At 58.0% G+C, this 18888-nt stretch carries 14 protein-coding genes and 1 pseudogene; 8 read left to right on the top strand and 7 right to left on the bottom strand.

Annotation, left to right across the window (positions count from 1 at the left end; translation table 11 throughout):
• Position 1: 1 nt before the first annotated feature.
• From RHM56_RS15595 to RHM56_RS15570, 6 genes are all read left to right on the top strand, one after another.
• Positions 2–982, top strand: a complete 981-nt coding sequence (locus RHM56_RS15595) for an ABC transporter permease (RefSeq protein ID WP_322233622.1) — start codon at positions 2–4, stop codon at positions 980–982.
• Positions 979–1842 (top strand): ABC transporter permease, encoded by an 864-nt coding sequence (locus tag RHM56_RS15590; RefSeq protein ID WP_322233620.1) that lies wholly within the window; start codon positions 979–981, stop codon positions 1840–1842. The genes RHM56_RS15595 and RHM56_RS15590 overlap by 4 nt, the downstream gene beginning before the upstream one ends.
• The gene (locus RHM56_RS15585) at positions 1839–3551 is read left to right on the top strand and encodes an ABC transporter ATP-binding protein (protein ID WP_322233618.1); all 1713 of its coding nucleotides are present in this window, start codon (positions 1839–1841) and stop codon (positions 3549–3551) included. The genes RHM56_RS15590 and RHM56_RS15585 overlap by 4 nt, the downstream gene beginning before the upstream one ends.
• Before the next feature lie 270 nt (positions 3552–3821).
• Positions 3822–3977 (top strand): hypothetical protein, encoded by a 156-nt coding sequence (locus tag RHM56_RS15580; protein WP_322233616.1) that lies wholly within the window; start codon positions 3822–3824, stop codon positions 3975–3977.
• Positions 3974–8809 (top strand): RHS repeat-associated core domain-containing protein, encoded by a 4836-nt coding sequence (locus RHM56_RS15575; RefSeq protein WP_322233614.1) that lies wholly within the window; start codon positions 3974–3976, stop codon positions 8807–8809. The genes RHM56_RS15580 and RHM56_RS15575 overlap by 4 nt, the downstream gene beginning before the upstream one ends.
• Positions 8806–9201: an Imm50 family immunity protein gene (locus tag RHM56_RS15570; RefSeq protein ID WP_322233612.1), complete on the top strand. Its 396-nt coding sequence runs from the start codon at positions 8806–8808 to the stop codon at positions 9199–9201. The genes RHM56_RS15575 and RHM56_RS15570 overlap by 4 nt, the downstream gene beginning before the upstream one ends.
• Positions 9202–9543: 342 nt before the next feature.
• On the opposite strand, the pseudogene RHM56_RS15565 reads toward RHM56_RS15570, so the two are convergent.
• The 6 genes and pseudogenes from RHM56_RS15565 to RHM56_RS15540 form a co-directional block, all read right to left on the bottom strand.
• Positions 9544–10298 (bottom strand): annotated as a pseudogene (locus RHM56_RS15565) (IS5 family transposase); the annotation flags it as partial.
• Between the two features lie 276 nt (positions 10299–10574).
• On the bottom strand, positions 10575–11678 hold the full coding sequence (locus tag RHM56_RS15560) for a sigma-54 dependent transcriptional regulator (RefSeq protein ID WP_322233610.1): 1104 nt from the start codon (positions 11676–11678) through the stop codon (positions 10575–10577).
• An 8-nt stretch (positions 11679–11686) separates the two neighbouring features.
• A complete protein-coding gene (locus RHM56_RS15555; RefSeq protein ID WP_322233608.1) occupies positions 11687–12874 on the bottom strand; it encodes an acyl-CoA dehydrogenase family protein in 1188 nt (395 codons plus the stop codon).
• 73 nt (positions 12875–12947) lie between these two features.
• Positions 12948–13349 carry a biopolymer transporter ExbD gene (locus RHM56_RS15550; RefSeq protein WP_322233607.1) on the bottom strand — a complete coding sequence of 134 codons (402 nt, stop codon included), beginning with the start codon at positions 13347–13349 and terminating at the stop codon, positions 12948–12950.
• Position 13350: 1 nt separating this feature from the next.
• Entirely contained in the window at positions 13351–14070 is a 720-nt protein-coding gene (locus RHM56_RS15545; RefSeq protein ID WP_322233605.1) for a MotA/TolQ/ExbB proton channel family protein, read from the bottom strand.
• Between the two features lie 91 nt (positions 14071–14161).
• On the bottom strand, positions 14162–14965 hold the full coding sequence (locus tag RHM56_RS15540; RefSeq protein ID WP_322233602.1) for an energy transducer TonB: 804 nt from the start codon (positions 14963–14965) through the stop codon (positions 14162–14164).
• 572 nt (positions 14966–15537) lie between these two features.
• Here RHM56_RS15540 and RHM56_RS15535 point away from each other — a divergent pair.
• Positions 15538–17631 (top strand): TonB-dependent receptor family protein, encoded by a 2094-nt coding sequence (locus RHM56_RS15535; protein WP_322233599.1) that lies wholly within the window; start codon positions 15538–15540, stop codon positions 17629–17631.
• A gap of 358 nt (positions 17632–17989) precedes the next feature.
• Here the strand turns inward: RHM56_RS15535 and RHM56_RS15530 are convergent, their stop codons facing one another.
• The gene (locus RHM56_RS15530; RefSeq protein WP_322233598.1) at positions 17990–18352 is read right to left on the bottom strand and encodes a MerR family transcriptional regulator; all 363 of its coding nucleotides are present in this window, start codon (positions 18350–18352) and stop codon (positions 17990–17992) included.
• A 76-nt stretch (positions 18353–18428) separates the two neighbouring features.
• Here RHM56_RS15530 and RHM56_RS15525 point away from each other — a divergent pair, with 76 nt between their 5' ends.
• The gene (locus tag RHM56_RS15525; RefSeq protein WP_322233597.1) at positions 18429–18839 is read left to right on the top strand and encodes a hypothetical protein; all 411 of its coding nucleotides are present in this window, start codon (positions 18429–18431) and stop codon (positions 18837–18839) included.
• The last annotated feature ends 49 nt before the right edge of the window (positions 18840–18888 follow it).

Raw genomic sequence — 18888 nt, 5'->3', positions numbered from 1 at the left:
TATGAGCCAAGTAGAAGCCGTGAATCCGCAACGCGAACGCTGGGCGCAATTGGGGCGGCGTGCCGTGTGGCGCCTGGCCGGTGGGGTGCTGGTGCTGTGGGCTGTGGCCACCCTGACCTTTTTTGCCCTGCGCCTGATACCGGGTGATCCGGTGCTGGCTATCCTCGGTGGGCCGAGCGCCAACCCCACCCCGGAAACCATCGCCGAAGCCACCCGTGAATACGGCCTGGACAAGCCTCTGGCGATTCAATACCTGGTGTATCTGGGCCGTCTGGTTCAGGGCGATCTGGGGGTTTCTTACTCTCAACATTTGCCTGTCACCAAGGTGCTGGCCGAGCAGTCCTGGGCCACGCTGCAACTGACCTTTACCTCGCTGCTGCTGGCTTGGCTGTTGGTGTTGCTGCTGACCGTACTCACCGCGGGGCGTCGGCGTTGGGTGTCCAATCTGGCATCGCTGGCCGAAACGGTATCAGGCGCATTGCCGCATTTCTGGATCGGTATTTTGCTGCTGGCGGTGTTTGCCTTTGGTTTGCGCTGGTTCCCGCCAGCCGGTAGCGATGGCTGGCGCACGTTGGTGTTGCCGTCTTTGGCGCTGGCGATTCCGCTCGCGGGCTTTATCGCTCAAGTGACCCGTGAGTCTCTGGAATTCACCTTGGAACAACCCTTCGTTCTGACCGCCCGGACACGCGGCTTGAGTGAGACGGCCGTGCGTTTCAAGCACGCGCTGCGGCATGCCGTATTGCCCGGGATTTCATTGTCAGGGTGGGCCATCGGCGCGTTGATCAGTGGTGCGGTGGTGATTGAAGTGATCTTTTCACGCAAGGGATTGGGCCGTCAGCTGTATCAGGCGGTGCAGGCGCAGGACTTGCCGCTGACCATCGGCATCAGTCTGGCGGTCGCCGCCGTCTATGTGCTGGCCAACATTGTGGTCGACCTGTTGTACCTGTGGGTCGACCCTCGCCAACAGGGGAAAACAGCATGAGCGCACTGACGTTGGAGACCCCATTACCCGGTATTCGGGTGCAGCGAGCAGCCCGTAAAGTACGACTGGGTTCTCTGCTGGCGTTTGGATTTTTGCTGTTTGTGATCATCGCGACGCTGGTGCCGCAACTCTTTGCCCACAGCAATCCCTTGGCGATTGTGCCCAATGACGCGTTTCATCCTCCCGGATGGGGCCACTGGTTCGGTACCGATCAGTCGGGGCGCGATATTTTTTCGCGGGTGATTTACGGCACACGCCAGTCGTTGTTGATCGGTTTGGCGGCCACTGCGCTGGCCATGTCTATCGCGATTGTTTTGGGACTGCTGGGCGGGCTCGGCGGGCCTCGGCTGGATCGCGGGGTCAACTGGCTACTGGAAATCCTATTCGCGTTCCCCAGCCTGATACTCGCACTGCTGTTTGTTGCCGTATTTGGCAGCGGTATCGGGCCACTTATTGTCGCCACCGGACTGGGCACGGCACCCGGCTATGCGCGGATGGTGCGCGGTCAGGTATTGGCCGTGCGTAACGCAGGCTACATCGAAGCGGCTGTTGCCCTTGGCCACTCGACGTGGCGGATCATCGTGCGCCAACTGCTGCCCAATGCCATGCGCCCGCTGATCGTGACCCTGACCATGGGGGTCGGTCAGGCGATTGTCTGGGCGTCGGCTCTGAGTTTTCTGGGCCTGGGTGCACCACCGCCAGCGCCGGAGTGGGGGACCATGCTGTCCATGGGCCGCGACTTTGTGGCCAACGCCTGGTGGCTGACCTTCTTCCCGGGGCTGTTCATCGTCCTCACCACGCTGTCGACCACAGTCGCTGGCCGTTACTTGCAACAACGTCTGGAGGGTCGTCTGTCATGAGCGACAAACATTTGATCGTCGAGGGCTTGTCCATCGAATTTGGCGGCCAGTCTGTGGTGCGCGATGTGTCTTTTACCCTGGCGCCGGGCAAAACCCTGGCGTTGGTGGGGGAGTCGGGCTCAGGCAAAAGCGTGACCGCCCGTAGCCTGATTGGCCTGGCTGGTGCGGGGGCGCGAGTGACGGCGCGCACCTTGAGTTATGGCGGGCAGGACCTGCTCGCGTTGTCCGAACGCGGCTGGCGCGGGTTACGTGGCAAAGGCATTGGTTTTGTGTTGCAGGATGCGCTCGTGTCACTCGATCCCTTGCGGCCGGTGGGCAAGGAAATTCTTGAAGTGCTCAAGACCCACAACTGGGGGGATCGGCGCAGCCGCAGCGAGCGGGTCATCGAGTTGCTGGAGAAAGTCGGCGTGCCCGAACCCGAACTGCGTGCTCGCCAGCGTCCCGATCAACTGTCGGGTGGTCTGCGTCAGCGCGCGTTGATTGCCAGTGCGCTGGCGATGAGCCCCGGCCTGGTGATCGCCGACGAACCGACCACCGCGCTGGACGCCACGGTACAGGCGCAGATTCTGCACGTGCTGCAAGAGATCAAGGCACGCGGCGACTCGCTGCTGATCATCAGCCATGACCTGGCAGTGGTCGCGCAGTTGGCCGATGAAGTGCTGGTGCTGCGCCACGGCGTGGTGGTCGAGCAAGGGCCCATGCAGCACGTGTTGCGCAACCCGAGTCACCCCTACACCCAAGCGTTGCTGGACGCGGTGCCCGCCGAACATGCGCGGGGTACGCGCCTCTCGCCACAAGGCAGCGCTCAGGCGGTGGCGCCTCGCCCTGGAGTCGACTCGCCGGTGTTGCTCAAAGCCACCGGGCTGGGCAAGCGCTACATCGGCCCCGATCAGCAATCGCGTCAGGTGGTGGACGACGTCAGCTTTGAACTGCGGGCGGGGCGCACACTGGGCATCGTTGGAGAGTCCGGTTCGGGCAAAACCACCGTCGCGCGTATCGTGCTCGGGCTGCTGGAGCCGGATGCCGGTCAGGTGCAGTTTCTTGGCCATGCGTGGTCGGGCGTTGGTGCTGAGCGGGTGCTGGAAAAAGACCGCCGCGTGCATCGACGTGACATCAGCGTGATCTATCAAGACCCGCTGAGCTCGTTCGACCCGCGCTGGAGCATCGGCCAGATCCTTGCCGATGCGCTGGATGTGGCGGGGGTGACGGCAGAGCAACAACCTGCGCGCATCAGCGAGTTGTTGGAGCAAGTGCGCCTGCCGGCCGAACTGGCCATGCGCAGGCCCTTGCAATTGTCAGGTGGGCAACGCCAGCGCGTGGCCATCGCCCGGGCCATTGCCAGCAACCCGAAAGTGATTATTTGCGATGAGCCGGTCTCGGCACTCGACGTCTCGGTGCAGGCGCAGGTATTGGATTTGCTGGCAGACCTGCAAGCGGCGCTGGGGCTGGCGTATCTGTTTATTTCCCATGACCTGGGGGTGATACGCCATGTCAGCGACGAAGTCTTAGTGATGCGCCACGGCAAAGTGGTGGAAAGCGCGCCGGTCGACGTACTGTTCGAAAGCCCCCAGCACGCCTACACCCAGCGCCTGTTGGGTGCCGTGCCACGCCTGCCGGGCGCAGGCAGCGAACTGGTCGTGCCGCCCCTGGAAGCAGAAAATACAGCGTGGTTATTCGATGAATCACAGCTGTGGAAAATCGCTATTTAGGTTGCTGCTACTGAACAGCCTGTGAAGTGGCTCTCCCGGCACAGATGCCGAGAGAGCCGTGACGCGAAAAGTCGTACACCCTCATTCTCCTGCGCTTCCACGAATGCGGACTACATCTAACACCTCCAAACTCCTACCCAATATTCGCCTAGAGCCTTGGCCGGCATAGACTCGCCCTACATCCAGCCTCTACACCGTCCTTGCACACTTGCGCACCGAAAAACCTGACGTTTTGTTACATCAGGACGACCGCAGCGCAAGGAATCGCGGATGTCACGCTCACAGCCCCCGTTTCGTTTCAGCCTGACCCTTGATGGTTTTACTGGCGAAGATGCCATCAGCACGCCCTACGCGCGCTCATCCCCTTCACAACGCCAAGACAGCGGGCTGTTGCTGGCTCATGTGCAGCAAGGGGCTTGCTCATGATCCTCATTCCTCTGGGTAGCCTGTTTCTGTCCGTCGATGCCACCCAGCCTGACCCACAGCAGGTGCTCAACGAGCTGACGCATTGCCTTGAAGGCTACCGCGACCACGCTGATGCCTGGTACGGCGGCATGCTCGACGTAGAACAACAGTTCCGCGTCGGCAATGAAGTGGTAACACGCGACAAGGACAGCAGAGCGCCGGTGGTGTTTTATGCCCAATGTCAGCGGGACGCCAAGCTGACCTTGGTCCACGCCTTCGAAGCCACGCGTTTCGTGCCCATCGGCAATACCCGTGTGCGTTTGGTGCCCGTAGGCGGCGGCCCTGTCATTGAAACGCTCATTGGCGACTCCGGTATCAAACTGATCGAGGACTGCCTGCCCAATCAGAAATACCAGATCACCTTTTACCCGCAGATCACGGGCGAACAGATCGATGCATTTTTCGATTCTTACAAAACCGTGCTCAACGACCTCAGCCGTTGGCTGGGTACCCAGTGGGACACGGAATATCTATCGCTCTGGCAAGCGCACCAACAAGCCGATGCACTGGGCCGCGCCCGCATGGAGATGCAAGCTCAGTGGGATGGCCTTATCAAAGCACTGCTGGCGGTGTGGGATGACATCACCGGCTTCTTCACGCTGATAAGCCATCCCGAAGAGAACTACGAAAAGCTAAAAAAATACTTCACTGAAGAGCAGCTCCAACTGCTGTTGAAGGCCTCCAAAGAGGCGCTGCAAACAGCGTTATTGATTGCCAGCGATGAACCGCTGATGTGGGCCTACTTCTCGGCCATGATTGCCTGGCTGAAACTGTTGCCGCCGCCAATTCGCAGCGAAATACAGGCGCGCCTCACCAGCGAAGTGCTGATCGGTATCGTGTTGGGGATTCTGTTGACGGGCGGTGCTGGCCTGGCCATACGCCTGTCCCTCAAGGGCGCCAATAAGGCCGTCGAAGCGGCCAAGGCCACCGGGCTGCTGGAGGACTTTGTCGAGCTGCTGATGCGCACCAGCAAGGCGCATTCAGGCCCTCATGCCGCGGCAGGCAAACCCATTTTGCTACAGGGTGAAGGGCGACTGAATTCAGGGTTGAAGGCTGACCTGGACATCAACCCGCAGAACGAACCCAGCGCGGCCACACGCATTCCTGACGGCACCGTAGCGGCTCGCCGCAAACCTCAAGCGAAAACCTCCCTCGAACTCGTCCAGCACGTCGACGACGCCCCCGCTCAATCCAGAACCCCCAACGACAAAGCCGCTGAGCCGGCCAAAGACACCCAAACCCACGGCTGTCCGGTCTCAATGGTCACCGGCGAAGAACTGCTGACCCTGACCGATGGCGTGCTCGACGGCGCGCTGCCACTGGAGTGGACGCGCCTGTACCGCACCAGTGCCGTCGAGATAAACGGCGATCTGGGATTTGGCTGGAGCCACACGTTGTCCCATCGCCTGCAACGCGATGGCGACGACCTGCTGTGGACCGATCACGAAAACCGTCAGACCCGTTTTCCGCCCCCCAGCGCTCAACGCCCGGCCATCATCAACAGCCTGGCCAAGGCCGCGATTTACCTGGGCGACAAAGACAACGAACTGATCCTCGCGCACGCCGGGAAAAACAGCCGTTTCTACCACTTCAACGACCTGCGCCTGTCGGCCATCAGCGACGCCTACGGCAATCGCCTCAAAATCACCTACCGCGACGGGCGCCTGCACCGCATCGATAACGGCGCCGGGCGCGCCTTGCTGTTGCGTTATGACCACGCTCGCCTTAGCGCGGTGGACTACCAGCACTACGATGAAAGCCGCGAATTTGCCGAGCGCTCTAACGCTCACCACGCCACACACCGCGTGCACCTTGAACGCTGGACCACCCTGCATACCCAGGTCAGCTACCGCTACAACGACGCCGGGCAACTGATCAGCGCCAGCAATGCGCTGCAAGAAACCGAGCATTACCGCTACGACGCCGAACACGTCATTCAAGAGCGGCAACTGGCCGGTGGCGCGGCGTTTTACTGGGCGTGGCAACACGCGGGCAAACAGGCGCGCTGCACCCGTCACTGGGCCAACTTCGGGCAGATGGACGCCACCTACGAGTGGGATGACAACGGTTCGGTCACCGTCAAAAACCGTGACGGCAGCCAGCAGGTGTATGTGCACGACGACAACGCCCGGCTGATCAGCCAAACCGACCCGGACGGCGCCGAACACCACAAAGCCTACGACGAAAAAGGCCGCCTGATCGCCGAAAAAGACCCGCTCGGCGCCGTCACCGAATACCAGTACAACGAAGCCGGGCAACTCACCGCACTCATTCCGCCCGCGACCGAGCCGACGTTCTACAGCTACTTCAACGGCCACGTGCGCAAAGTGCAACGCGGCCTGGCGAGCTGGAAATACGAACACAACCCCCAAGGTGACATCACCCGCCAGACCGACCCCGACGGCAACATCACCCACTACACATACACCGCCAAAGGCCAACTGAGCGGCCTGTATTACCCGGACGGCAGCCAGCACACCCTGACCTGGAACCCGCTCGGGCAACTGCTCGACGAAACCCTGCCCGATGGCACGCAACGGCGTTACCGCTACGACGCCCAGGGTCGAAAAATCACCCAGCAGGACGAACGCGGCGCCATCACCCAGTACCAATGGGACGCTGCCAACCGCCTGATCCAAACCACCTTGCCCGGCGGCAAAACCCGCGCCTGGAGCTACAACGCCTACGGCAAAGTCACTGCCGAGCGCGACGAACGCGGTCACATCACCCGCTACGAATACGCCGACAACCTGCACCTGATCAGCCGCCGCATCAACCCGGACGGCAGCCAGCTCAACTACCGCTACGACAACGCCCGCCTGCTGCTGACCGGCATCGAAAACGAACGCCACGAACACTACCAGCTGGAGTACCACCCCAACGGCCTGATCCGCCAGGAAATCGGTTTTGACGGCCGCAAAACCGCCTACGCCTACGACCTCAACGGCCACCTGCTGGAAAAAACCGACTACCCGGACGCCGACCACCCCGACACCGAAGCCCTGAAAACCGCCTATCAGCGCGACGCCGCCGGACGCTTGCTGATCAAAACCCTGCCCGACGGCAGCGAAATCACCTACACCTACGACACCCTGGGCCGCCTCACCGCTGTCGATGACGATCAATGGCCATTGGCCTACGAATACGACCTGCAAGATCGCCTCATCAGCGAGCATCAGGGCTGGGCCACCCTGCGCTACCGATACGACACACTCGGCCAACTCAGCGACTGCCGCCTGCCTGATGGCAACCGCCTGCACTACCACTACCAAAAAGGCGGCGCCCTCAAAGCCATCGACCTCAACGGCCAGCGCCTCACCGGCCACCGCTACGAAGCGGGTCTGGAAACCATTCGCCAACAAGGCCATCTGGTCAGCCACTACCAATACGATGAACAAGGCCGACTGCAAGACCACGCCGTCAGCCAACTGAACGCCCGTGGCCACATCGACGCCGACCCGCTGTACCGACGCAACTACCGATACGACGCCAACGGCAACCTCAGCCTGCTCAGCGACAGCCGCAAAGGGCAAAAAAGCTACGCCTACGACCCGCTCGACCGCCTGACCGAAGTGCGCGGCAAACACCCCGAACACTTCATCCACGACCCGGCGGGCAACCTGCTCGACCAAAGCACCGAGGTCCGCAGACACGGCAGCTACGCCAACATCAAAGGCAACCGCCTGCTGATGCAAGGCGACAGCCATTTTGACTACGACGCCTACGGCAACCTCCGCCAGGAACGACGCGGCGCAGGCCAATGCCTGACCCGCCACTACCGTTACGACAGCCAACACCGGCTGATCGGCATCACCCTGCCGGACGGCAGCCAAGTGACCTACCGCTACGACCCCTTTGGCCGACGCATCGCCAAAGAAGTCGACGGCACCACCACCCAATTCATCTGGCAAGGCGAACGCCTGATCGCCGAAAGCGCCCAACAAAAAGGCCGCTACGGCCTCAGCCACTACAGCAGCTACCTCTACGAGCCGGGCACCTTCAAACCCCTGGCCCTGCTACAAGGCGAAGGTAAAAACGCACAGATCTACCACTACCAACTCGACCACCTCGGCACCCCGCAAGAACTCACTGCCCACAGCGGACGAATCGTCTGGTCGTCCCATTACCGCGCCTACGGCAACGTACTCAAGCTTGATGTTGCAGACGTCATCAACCCGTTGCGCTTTCAGGGCCAGTATTACGACGAAGAAAGCGGACTACACTACAACCGCCATCGCTACTACAATCCCAACACCGGCCGCTACCTGACCCCCGACCCGATCAAACTGGCGGGTGGGCTGAACAGCTACCAGTACGTGCCCAACCCCACGGGGTGGGTGGATCCGTTGGGGTTGAGTGCTAGGTGTCCCGGCGGGAAAGATACCCCAGCGTGCGAGCGGCCAAATGAACTGAGTCCTCCCGAGGTCTCTCGAAACGGTGCTTTTAAGCAGGCTAAGCTTGAGGCGGGAATACCCAGGACACAACAGCCTGACCCTATATACGACCCTATAACAGGCGAGACTGGCCAGTATAAATACGCGAGAATGACTAGCAAAAACAATGAAAGCATTCTGAATAATGAAGGTAAGCCTATTATGACTAGGGAGTATCAATTCACTCGTGCCGATGGTTCAAAAATCATCATTCAAGATCATAGCGCCGGTCATAAATTTTTTGCGCCAGGAAATATAGGTGACCAACCAGCTCACCTCAATCTAAGACCAATCGAGAAAATTAGAACCGGTAAGGTCAGCGGGGCAAGAGACCATTTCTATTTTAAGGAAAGAAAATGAAGTTCTGGAACGATCTGGATGGTGCCGTCCTTCTAGGCAAGGTATTTAGCACTCCCGTGCCAGTCAGTGTCGTTGAACTTTCCGGCATAAGTATAGATAACGATAGAAATAACATAACTATTGGATTTGATATAGATGAAATTCCAGATGTTATTCCTGAAAAGTGGTTGAAAAATAAATTCAACACTTGTCGCATAGGTTTGGATTGCGGAGAAATTAAAAATCTCTTAATGGAAAATATACCAACAACATCGAAGCTAAAAGTGGAAATAAAAAAAGCTGACGATTGTTACCTGGTAATCATCTCAAGCAATACATCCGCAATAAAATTCACTGCTAAGTATATTTTTTTAAGGGGGCCTACTGTGTATTTTAATACTGAACGCCTGTAAATATTTACTTGATCGTTTGAGTTAAATAAAAATATACTATTTAAAAACTGATCTGTAATTAAAGAATTGGGGAGGTCCGAATGTAACTCGCTGGCTGACACCTGCGCTACCAAAAAGGCGGTATCTTCAAGGCCATTGACCTCAACGGCGCTCCTCTCTCCAGGCACCGCTATGAAGTAAGTCTGGAAACCAGAGTTCAATAAGTCCATCTGGTAAGCCGCTACCAATACGACGAACAAGGCCGACTGCAAGATCACACCGTCAACCAACTGAACGCCCGTGGCAACATCGACGGCCAACCGCTTTACAGGCATAACTACCGATACTAAGGTCGGTGGGGTTTATGGAGCGCTTACCTTTCAACCAGCCGAACATACGCTCGATGATGTTGCGCTGCCGATACTTGGGTCGATCAAAAAGCCTCGGCAACCCCGGTTTTGGTTTGCGTTTCATGCTGCGCAGAGGAATCACCGGCTGCATCCGATATCGGTCGCAATAGCGACGTAACGCTTCAGCGTCATAGCCTTTATCTGCGAGCAACCATCTGCACCTTTTACGGGGGCGACCGCGCAAGCTGGGTATATAGGCTTCATCGAGCAACGGCTGGGCATATGTGATGTCGCTGGCTTGGCCGCCCGATAATAGAAATTTCAGTGGCACACCATTGGAATCGCACAGCATGTGAATCTTGGTGGTCAGACCGCCCCGGCTGCGCCCGAGTGCGTGATCTTGCGGTTCTTCAGGCCCCCTTTTTTCCCGCCGCCAGAAGAGGCTCGGGTTGCGCGTACTGCTGTGGAGTCGATCATCCAGGTTTCCAGATCAATTAACCCTTGCTCGTTGAGCTTGATATGGAGTCGTTTGAGCATCTGGTCAAAAGCCCCGCGGTTACGCCAATCACGAAAACGCAGACAAACCGTCGACCACGGGCCAAAGCGCTCAGGCATGTCGCGCCAAGCGGCGCCTGAACAGAGCACCCAAAGTATACCGTTGAGCATCAAGCGATCGTCTGTTCGTGGACGCCCGCCACGACAAGGTTTATAGAAAATATCCGCAACCAAATCCCAGGCTGCATCGGGGAGTTCATACCGTTTAGCCATCGTGGGCTCCTGCCTTAGATGGTCACGGACTTTACTGAATCTCGATGCCTGTAGGTTTCAAATTGGTTTCGGATGATTTCGTACAGAACCTAAACCTGCCGCGTCCTTTCAAACCAACCCGGCTTTCAACTTTTAATAAGACTATTGAGTCCGACGCAGCCCCACGTTACTCCCCTGCGGCTACATGCCGGCATGCGCCTCAAATTCCCTCTAGTGAGCTTGCCCGCGATGCAGACGCTAGGTTCTCCAATCACGTCGCAAGCCCAGCCCAACCCCTCAAATCGACAGTTGTAGCACACGCTCGTTTTGTTGCTTGGGCTCCGACGCGCTGCGTTTGTTGACCTTCAATTCCCCCAGGTTAATTAGCAAGGTGCGGGTCACGTTACGGCTCAGCCCCAGCAGTTTGGCGGTGTGGACCTGGTTGTGGTGGCAGAAGCGATAAGCCGCCCGCAACAGGCTGCGTTCGACGTTTTCATGCAGGTTGTCGGACTGGCTTTCGAATAGCCGCTGGAACGCGTGCTCCAGTAAGTCTTCGGCGCTTTGATCGCTGCTGGTGACGCTGTCCTGGCGAGCAATGCGCAGGTTGGACATGCGTAAGTCATCACTCTGGATCACGCCGTCGCGGCAGATCAGCAGGGTGTGGTGGATGACGTTTTCAAGTTCGCGGATGTTGCCCGGCCAGGTGGAGTTGGCGAGTTTTTGCTCCGCTTCGGGGCTCAACACCACGTCGCCGTAACCCAGTCGGCGGCTGTAGGTGTCGATGAAGTAGCGCGTCAACGGCAGGATGTCACCGGGCCGCTCGCGCAGAGGGGTGAGTTCAAGGTTGACGACATTCAAGCGGTAAAACAGGTCTTCGCGAAAGTGCCCCGCGTTGATGGCTTTTTCCAGTTGCACATTGGTCGCTGCCAACACTCGCACGTTGATGGGAATGCTTTTGCGCGAGCCCAGACGCACCACTTCGCGTTCTTGCAATACACGCAGTAATTTGACCTGGATCGGCATGGGCAGATCGCCGATTTCATCGAGGAACAACGTTCCGCCATTGGCTTCTTCGAACCACCCAGCCTTGGCTCCCAAGGCACCGGTGAAAGCGCCTTTCTCATGGCCGAACAGTTCGGACTCCACCAGCGACTCAGAGAACGCGCCGCAGTTCACGGCCAGGAATGGCTGGTTTTTACGCGCGCTCAGGTTATGGATGTGGCGCGCGATCAGTTCTTTGCCGGTGCCGGTTTCACCAATGATCAACACGCTGGCATCACTGGGGGCGATTTGTTGCAGGTGCTGGAGCAAGGCTTTGGATTTTGGGTCTTCAAAGACTTGCGCTGTCGCCCGGATCGAGGTGGCCAGGGCGGGAGAGGGGGGCAGGGTTAGAAGTTGCATGTCGGTCCCTATGAATAAAATGTCGGGATGGGGGACGCGCCGTTGAGTGCCCAATCGCCCAGTTCCTGAAGCTTGTAATCCAGAGGGTCATGCAGGCTCTGTGTGCGCAAGTTGCGCCAGTGCCTGTCGAGTGCCACCGAGGTTTGCGTCGCGCGCGCGCCCGTGACATCGAAGACCTTGCTACACAGTTCCAGGCCGTTGCGGCTGGCAGCAACTTTGGCGGTGGCGATGGCGATGGCCACTTCGCCGCGCTCTTGGCTGGTCAATGCCGAACCTTTGGCCCAGGCGGTGTCCAGCACCACGCCTGCACGTTCAACCAGCAGGCGAGTGCTTTGCAGGGCGACCCAGAAGTCGCCGTAGTGGCCGAGAATGTAAGGGTCCTGTGTGTTATGCGTGGCGCTGGATTTGAACCAGGGCCGGGTTTCTTCCAGGGTGTATCGGCGTGCTTCTTCAAAGGCACCTTCGGCAATTCCGAGAAAGATATTGGCGAAGTGCAGTTGGGCAATCAGCGGCCGCAGGCAGGCAAAGGGCGTGCTCAGGGGGCCGGGATCAAGCAGCAGGTCCGACTCTTCAACGCGAACACGCTGAAAGGTCACGCTGCCGCTGTCTGTCTGACGCTGGCCCATGTTGTGCCAGTCGTTGTGCAAGGTAATGCCGGAGCGAGCGCTGGGAATCGCAGCAATCAGCAACTTGCCACCGGCGCTTTCATCGATAGCAGAAGCAATCAGCATTTCTGAATCGCTGGCGCCTGAGCAAAAGCTTTTTTTGCCGGAAAATTCACGCCAGCCGTCGTGGTCCTTGACCACGGTACGGGTGTCCAGCGGGTTGAGGGTGTTGCCCCAGAACCAGTTTTTGTTGGCCGTGAGTTTGAACCAGGTCTGCCATTGCGACGGTTTGGCGAACAGCCGCACCGTGGCCAGCATCAGGTGATGAAAGCCGAAGACATGGGCGATTGAACTGTCGACCCGGGCAAACTCGCGCACCACTTCGAAGGTCTCGGACCACGTGGCATTCAGGCCGTCAAACTGGCCTGGAATGCTCATGGCCAACAGGCCGCTGTCGCGCAACAAATTACGTTCATGCTTGGGCGTACCGCCTTTGGCGTCACGCTCAACGGCGGTAAGGGCGAACTCGACTGCCAGCTCTCGGGCAATGTCCAACGGCGCCTTCCTGGCATTTAGCACTGTGACAGTCACGTATGTTCACCTCATTTGAATGTCGCCCCCCCAACGTCATGTCGGGAGGGTTGCCAGTAGGCTGCTGTTCACTTCATTTGGCTGTGATGACCGACAGCTTGGTGATGCCAGCCCGTTCAATCGAGGCCATGGCCCGTGCGACTTCGCCGTAGTTCACGCCGTTGTCTGCCTGCAATTGCACGCGCACTTCGGGGTCTTTGGCCTTGGCCGCTTGCAGGTTGAACTCCAGCAGACTCGGCTCAACTTCATCTTTGTTGATGAACACTTTGCCTTTGTCGTCGATGCTCACCACCAGTGGGTCTTTTTGCTCCACGGGGGCGACCGAGTCAGTCTTTGGCAGGTTGATCGGGATGGCGTTGGTCAGCAGGGGCGCGGTGACGATAAACACCACCAGCAGCACCAGCATCACGTCTACCAGTGGCGTGACGTTGATTTCACTCAGCACTTCATCGCTGTCTTGGGTTGAAAAAGCCATCTCAGGAAGCCTCCTTCACTTTTGCCGCAGGGGCAGCTGACTTGTTCAGCACCGGGTGCAGGTGCACGCGGAAGGAACTCTTCTGGGCCAGGCTGTAGAAGTCGTGGGCGAAGTCATCGAGGTCCGCGGCGGTCAGTTTCAGGCGGCGCAGGAAGTAGTTGTAAACCAGCACCGCAGGCACCGCGACCGCGATCCCGACGCCGGTGGCAACCAGCGCCGCACCAATCGGGCCCGCCACAGTTTCAAGGCTCGCCGAACCCGCCGCGCTGATGCCTTTCAAGGCCGACATGATGCCCCACACTGTGCCGAACAGGCCGATGAAGGGCGAGGTGCTGCCGATACTGGCGAGGATCGCCAGGCCGGTTTCCAGCGAGCGGCGCTCACGCACGATTTGCTGACGCAAGGAGCGCTCAAGGCGATCTTGATGATTGATGGTGTGGGCCAGGTCATTGGCTTGCGGCGCTTCGGTGACTTGAATCGCAGCATAACCAGACTGTGCCACGCGAGCCGCAGCGCCAGGGGCGGTGCTGGCCAGTTCGGCGGCGGAGTCGAGGCTGGTGGCAGCCCAGAATTGCTTGAGGAAGCGTCGGTCCTGACGTTTCAGGCGACCGAACTGCACGCCTTTAAGCAGGAACAGGCCCCAGGTGGCGACCGAGAAAATAATCAGCAGCCAGATGACCGCGTGTTCAATGGATTCGAAGGGGGATGCAATCAGGTTCATGGTTCAGACTCTCTAAATTAGGACATCAAAAACGGTCAGAGCGATGCGCCTTTTGTCAGGTAGCCCGCGGTGCAGCAAATAGGGTGTCGGCTTATTTGATTTTGAAGTCGATGGGCACGCTGACCCAGCCGTCAATCGGGTCGTTGCCTTGTTTAGCTGGCACAAAACTCCAGCGTTTAACCGCATCTTTGGCGGCGCTGTCGAGCTGGTCGCGACCGCTGCTTTTCTGGATCTGGATCTCGCCCGGTTTGCCGCTGGCCAGTACGTGTACCCGTAGCAGCACGGTGCCTTCCCACCCACGGCGCATGGCCAATGACGGGTATTCAGGCGCCGGGTTGTGCAAATAACCGGCGTTGGCGGACGCTGGGGTTATCGGGGCCGGAGCGGGTGGCGCAGCAGGTGCGGGTGCGGCAACCGGCTGTGGGGGCGCAGGGGGTTGCTCTACAGGCTTGACCTCAGGTTTTGGAACAGGCTTGACCACGGGTTTGGGTTTTGGCTTTGGAATCGGTTTGGGTGGCGGTTTTACGGCCAGTTCGTCTTCCACGGGCGGTGGCGGTTCGACCACGGGCTCAACGATGGGCTCGGGGGGTGGAGGCTGAACCACTGGCGGTGCCGGCTGGGAAAACTCGATGGTCATCGGTGGAACTTCCGGCGGCACGATCGGTAGTGCAGGCGTCGGGTTCTGGCTGATCCAGTAAATCACTGCACCGTGTAACGCCAGTGCGAAAACCCCCAGCAATACCGCTTCACGGCGGCTCAGGATGCGCGTGGGCGTACTCTGCAGGCGTGACAATGACAGTGGGCCGCGAAACGTGCGCCCAAGATCAAGCAGCTCGCCGCCGGGGCCCTGGCGCCAGAGCACATCCAGCGCGCTGGCAGTTTGGACATTGGCCATTAATAACTCCTGGCTTTTAGCAAAACAGAGCCGTATTCGTGATCAATACGCTCCACTGGTTTCATCTACTTGCCGAAGCAAACAGGCATGTCGGAAAGTTAGAGCAAGAGCCATACCAACTATTAAGAACACCGAAAAGCTGGCCTGTCTGGTTATTTATCAGGCGTAAAGTTGTGGCTGAGACAGCGCTTTGTTCAACCACTGTTGCTGGAGCAACAGTGGTTGAGCAGTTACGTGTCTAAAAGCTCTATCTCGGGCATCTTGGCGAGGGTGGTGACAGCATAAAGGCATATGTATTAATCAAATTGTTATAAGCAAAGTTGAACTTTGTTCCGACTGTTGAAATGCAAACAGCCCCTTAACAAACTGTTTGATCCACACAACAAGATTGCTGTTTAAAGCCCGTATTCAGCTGTTTTCTGGCTGGCATGAACCCTGCAAAAGTGAGTGTGAGAGCGCGACTATACGAATAGATGCTCCACCCACTAATCGCCTACGTGTCTATCCCTATAGGGGGGAGCGCCCACACGGCGTGTAGATACCCGTGCACTCACCGGCAGGAGCATCAATTGATGTGGAACACCTTAGAGAGACGCGCACTGGCGACAGCCTCCAGCATGGGGATTCTTCTGATGCTGGTTCAAGCCACTGCTGTTGCCGCCGAAGATAAAGATCCAACGCTGGCCACAGTGGTGGTGACGGGAGCCGAAGCCAGCGAGGCGCAAAAGGCCCAAAAGGAACTGAAGAAAGTGGCGGGTAATACTGCCGTGGTCGACAACCACGACATTGAGCGCGGCCGTGCCGCCAATGCCGAGGACGTGCTGGCACTGCAACCCGGTGTGTTTGCACAGGCCACCAGCGGTTCCAGCGCCAACAAAATTTCGATCCGCGGTTCGGGCCTCAATACCTTCTACCAAGGCTATGTGCTGGGGATTAAGTTTTTGTATGACGGCCTGCCGCTGACAGGTCCGGGAGGCACCCAGGAAGACATGCTCGACATGGCGTCGGTGGATCACACGGAAGTGCTCTATGGCGCCAACGCTTACCGCTATTCAGCCCTGTCGTTGGGAGGCGCGATCAATTTTGTGAGCAAGACCGGCCGCACCGATCCCGGCAATTACGCGCGTTTTGAGGCGGGCAGTTACGGGTATCAGAAGGAGCAACTGAGCACCGGTGGTGTGGTTGGCGATGCTGATTACTACGTCAGTGTGTTGCACAACCAGCGCGATGGTTATCAGGACGACACGTCCAACAAAGGGCAGGGGCTGGTCGCCAATTTTGGTTATGTATTCAGCCCCAAGCTTGAGACGCGGTTCTTCCTGCGTTATCGCGAAGAAACCCTGACCCAGGGCAATACGCTGACCAAGTACCAACTCAAGCATGACCCTACAAGCAACGATGTGCCCTTCGGACGAAAAAAGAACGGCTCGACCTTGATCGGCAGCAAAACCACTTACACCTTTGACGACAACGCCAAGCTGGAAGTGGGGCTGGGCTACAACAACTATCCCTTGATTAATGGTTGGCGTTATTCGGCAACACCCGGTGACTGGCGTTCCACAGACCTTAACGTGACCCTGCGCTATTTGCGCACGGGCGATACGTTCCTTGGCTTGCCCAGTGACAGCAGCGTGACTTTCAGCAATACCCAGGCGTACCTGGCTGACGTGACAGCGCACAGTAGAAGCACGGGTGCCACGCTGCAAAAAACCGACTACACCGGTTCGCGTGACACGGTCTTTTCGTTGGGTAACGAACTGCAACTGGGGGATCGCACCTGGCTGTCCAGTGGTGTGTCGTTGATCAATGTGAAACGCAAGGCACAAATTGAATACACCACGGGGGTCAACACCAGTCAGTTCCCCAGTGGTGTCGAATACACCGAAACGGATCTCGCTCCGCGCCTGGGCTTGCGCTATCAGCTAACCCCGGAATTTGAACTGTTTGGTAACGTCAGTCGCTCCGTTGATCCGCCCGTTACCTGGCAACTGGGCAGCACCAGCGTGCCTTACATTCGTGATGTCAAGCCGCAAAAAGCCAACACCGTGGAGCTTGGTATTCGGGGTGGGCACGGCATTTTCGACGGCAGTTTCACGGTCTACCGTTCGTGGGTACAGAAAGAACTGCTGTCTGTTGTTGTCAGCCAGGCGACGGCGACGCAGGACCAAGTTGTGGCCACGTCCAATGGCAGCCCGACGATTCACCAAGGGATAGAAGCCGGGCTCAATGCTTTGCTTTGGGAAGGCGCCAATGGCGACACCGTGTCGTTGCGTCAGGCTTATACCGTGAACGACTTCCACTACCGCAACGACTCGACCTTTGGCGACAACCAACTGCCTGGCCTGCCACGTCAGGTGTATCAGGCTGAACTGCAATACCGGCAGTCGGGTGGTTTCTACGCGCAAATCAATGCCCGCGCTGCTACCAGCTATTACGTCGATTTTGCCAACACCTTGAGTGCGCCGTCTTACACCCTGTGGGGGGCCAAAGTGGGCTACGAAGCGCCCAGTAAAAAATGGGAGGTGTTTGTTGACGCACGTAACCTGACCAATCAGCGCTACGCCACGGCGACCAACACTGTGTATGACGCCAAAGGCAAGGACTCGGCCAACTTCTACCCCGGTGACCCCCTTACCGTCACTACCGGCGTGTCATTCCACTTCTAGCGGCTCAGTTCATCTGATCGCCACTCTCCGGCACATCGTGCTCCGCGTGTAACGCTTCTCCTGTTGAGTGCCATGGATGGCAACTCCAGCCCCCGACAGGGCAACTGATCCGTATTTTTTGGCTTTATCTGCGTCTGTTATGAGTGCAGATCAAGGTGCAAAATGCTTTCCAACCTTTCGAGACAGGCAATAACGCGAGACCAACACATCACTCGCGGGTTGTCAGCCGATGTTCTGCACCTGTTTTATTACGAATGTTTGACGGGGTACTGTTATGGGCAAGATGGCATGGTTTTTAGGTGGTTTTTTAGTACTGACCATCGGTATCGGTATTTTGGCGACCATTCCGCCGGGTTGATCAGCGACCTTCATTCAGCAGCGGGCATACCTGTTGTGCCCGCTCTGCCAAAGCACTTCGCAGTTGCTGCATCTGCGCGATGCGTTGATCAAGAATCTGCAGCTTCTGAGTAAATATCTGCGCCAGCAACGCTTGCGGCTCCTGTGTTGAAGACCACAGCATGGGCAGGTTTTCGCCTATTTCGGCCAATGAAAAGCCCAGTTGCTGCGCTGTCTTGATATACCCCACCAATTGCACCGTCTCGGGTGCGTAGCAGCGATAACCGTTGGCGCTGCGGGTTGAGTCAATCAGCCCTTTCTCTTCGTAAAAGCGCAAGGCATCCGGGCTTGTACCGGTCAACTTGGCGACTTGCCCGATCTTCATTGTGTTCTCTCACGCATGTTGACTCTGGACTTAAGTCCAGGGTTTAGGCTGGCTTTTTTGATAGTGAGGGAAGGCAATGATCGACTCAACCAGCAACCTGAGAATTGTTCGAGCCAGCGCTTGGTATGACTTAATCGTAACAGCCGGTTTCATGACGCCCTGGACGGCGGCGCTGGTGCTCAGTGTGCTTGGCACAGTGTCTGCACACCTGGGGCTTGAGCGTGGTTTTCCGGCAATGGATGCGACCCAGATGATGCTGGCTAACTTGCTGGGCAGCGTTGTGGTGGTGTGGTCGTTATGGCGTGTACGCCATGCCAGTCGGCAAGTGGGTTATTACGATGTTGGCGCCAGAGTGCTGTTTGCGGTCTGGCAGGTGTATGCAGTGAGTCAGGGTGCGAGTTACCTGATTTTGCTGTTTACGATGATGGAAGTGGTGTTTGGCATTGCGCAGGCGCTGCCTGTGCGCTCCCGTTCTGAAACGCCATAATGGGCGCGCGATTGGGGGGCTGAGGGCTGTGCGTCCAGCAGCTTGCGCG

The sequence above is a fragment of the Pseudomonas sp. CCC3.1 genome, assembly GCF_034347405.1.
Classification (GTDB): domain Bacteria; phylum Pseudomonadota; class Gammaproteobacteria; order Pseudomonadales; family Pseudomonadaceae; genus Aquipseudomonas.
The sequence above is the reverse complement of the archived record's forward strand: the minus strand, read 5'-3'. Positions and strand labels throughout refer to the sequence as shown.

What these genes read in the sequence shown, in the direction of transcription:
- RHM56_RS15570 (WP_322233612.1), top strand. Translation starts at nt 8,806, where the DNA reads ATGAAGTTCTGGAACGATCTGGATGGTGCCGTCCTTCTAGGCAAGGTA.
- RHM56_RS15560 (WP_322233610.1), bottom strand. Translation starts at nt 11,678, where the DNA reads ATGCAACTTCTAACCCTGCCCCCCTCTCCCGCCCTGGCCACCTCGATC.
- RHM56_RS15575 (WP_322233614.1), top strand. Translation starts at nt 3,974, where the DNA reads ATGATCCTCATTCCTCTGGGTAGCCTGTTTCTGTCCGTCGATGCCACC.
- RHM56_RS15525 (WP_322233597.1), top strand. Translation starts at nt 18,429, where the DNA reads ATGATCGACTCAACCAGCAACCTGAGAATTGTTCGAGCCAGCGCTTGG.
- RHM56_RS15535 (WP_322233599.1), top strand. Translation starts at nt 15,538, where the DNA reads ATGTGGAACACCTTAGAGAGACGCGCACTGGCGACAGCCTCCAGCATG.
- RHM56_RS15540 (WP_322233602.1), bottom strand. Translation starts at nt 14,965, where the DNA reads ATGGCCAATGTCCAAACTGCCAGCGCGCTGGATGTGCTCTGGCGCCAG.
- RHM56_RS15585 (WP_322233618.1), top strand. Translation starts at nt 1,839, where the DNA reads ATGAGCGACAAACATTTGATCGTCGAGGGCTTGTCCATCGAATTTGGC.
- RHM56_RS15530 (WP_322233598.1), bottom strand. Translation starts at nt 18,352, where the DNA reads ATGAAGATCGGGCAAGTCGCCAAGTTGACCGGTACAAGCCCGGATGCC.
- RHM56_RS15595 (WP_322233622.1), top strand. Translation starts at nt 2, where the DNA reads ATGAGCCAAGTAGAAGCCGTGAATCCGCAACGCGAACGCTGGGCGCAA.
- RHM56_RS15580 (WP_322233616.1), top strand. Translation starts at nt 3,822, where the DNA reads ATGTCACGCTCACAGCCCCCGTTTCGTTTCAGCCTGACCCTTGATGGT.
- RHM56_RS15550 (WP_322233607.1), bottom strand. Translation starts at nt 13,349, where the DNA reads ATGGCTTTTTCAACCCAAGACAGCGATGAAGTGCTGAGTGAAATCAAC.
- RHM56_RS15545 (WP_322233605.1), bottom strand. Translation starts at nt 14,070, where the DNA reads ATGAACCTGATTGCATCCCCCTTCGAATCCATTGAACACGCGGTCATC.
- RHM56_RS15590 (WP_322233620.1), top strand. Translation starts at nt 979, where the DNA reads ATGAGCGCACTGACGTTGGAGACCCCATTACCCGGTATTCGGGTGCAG.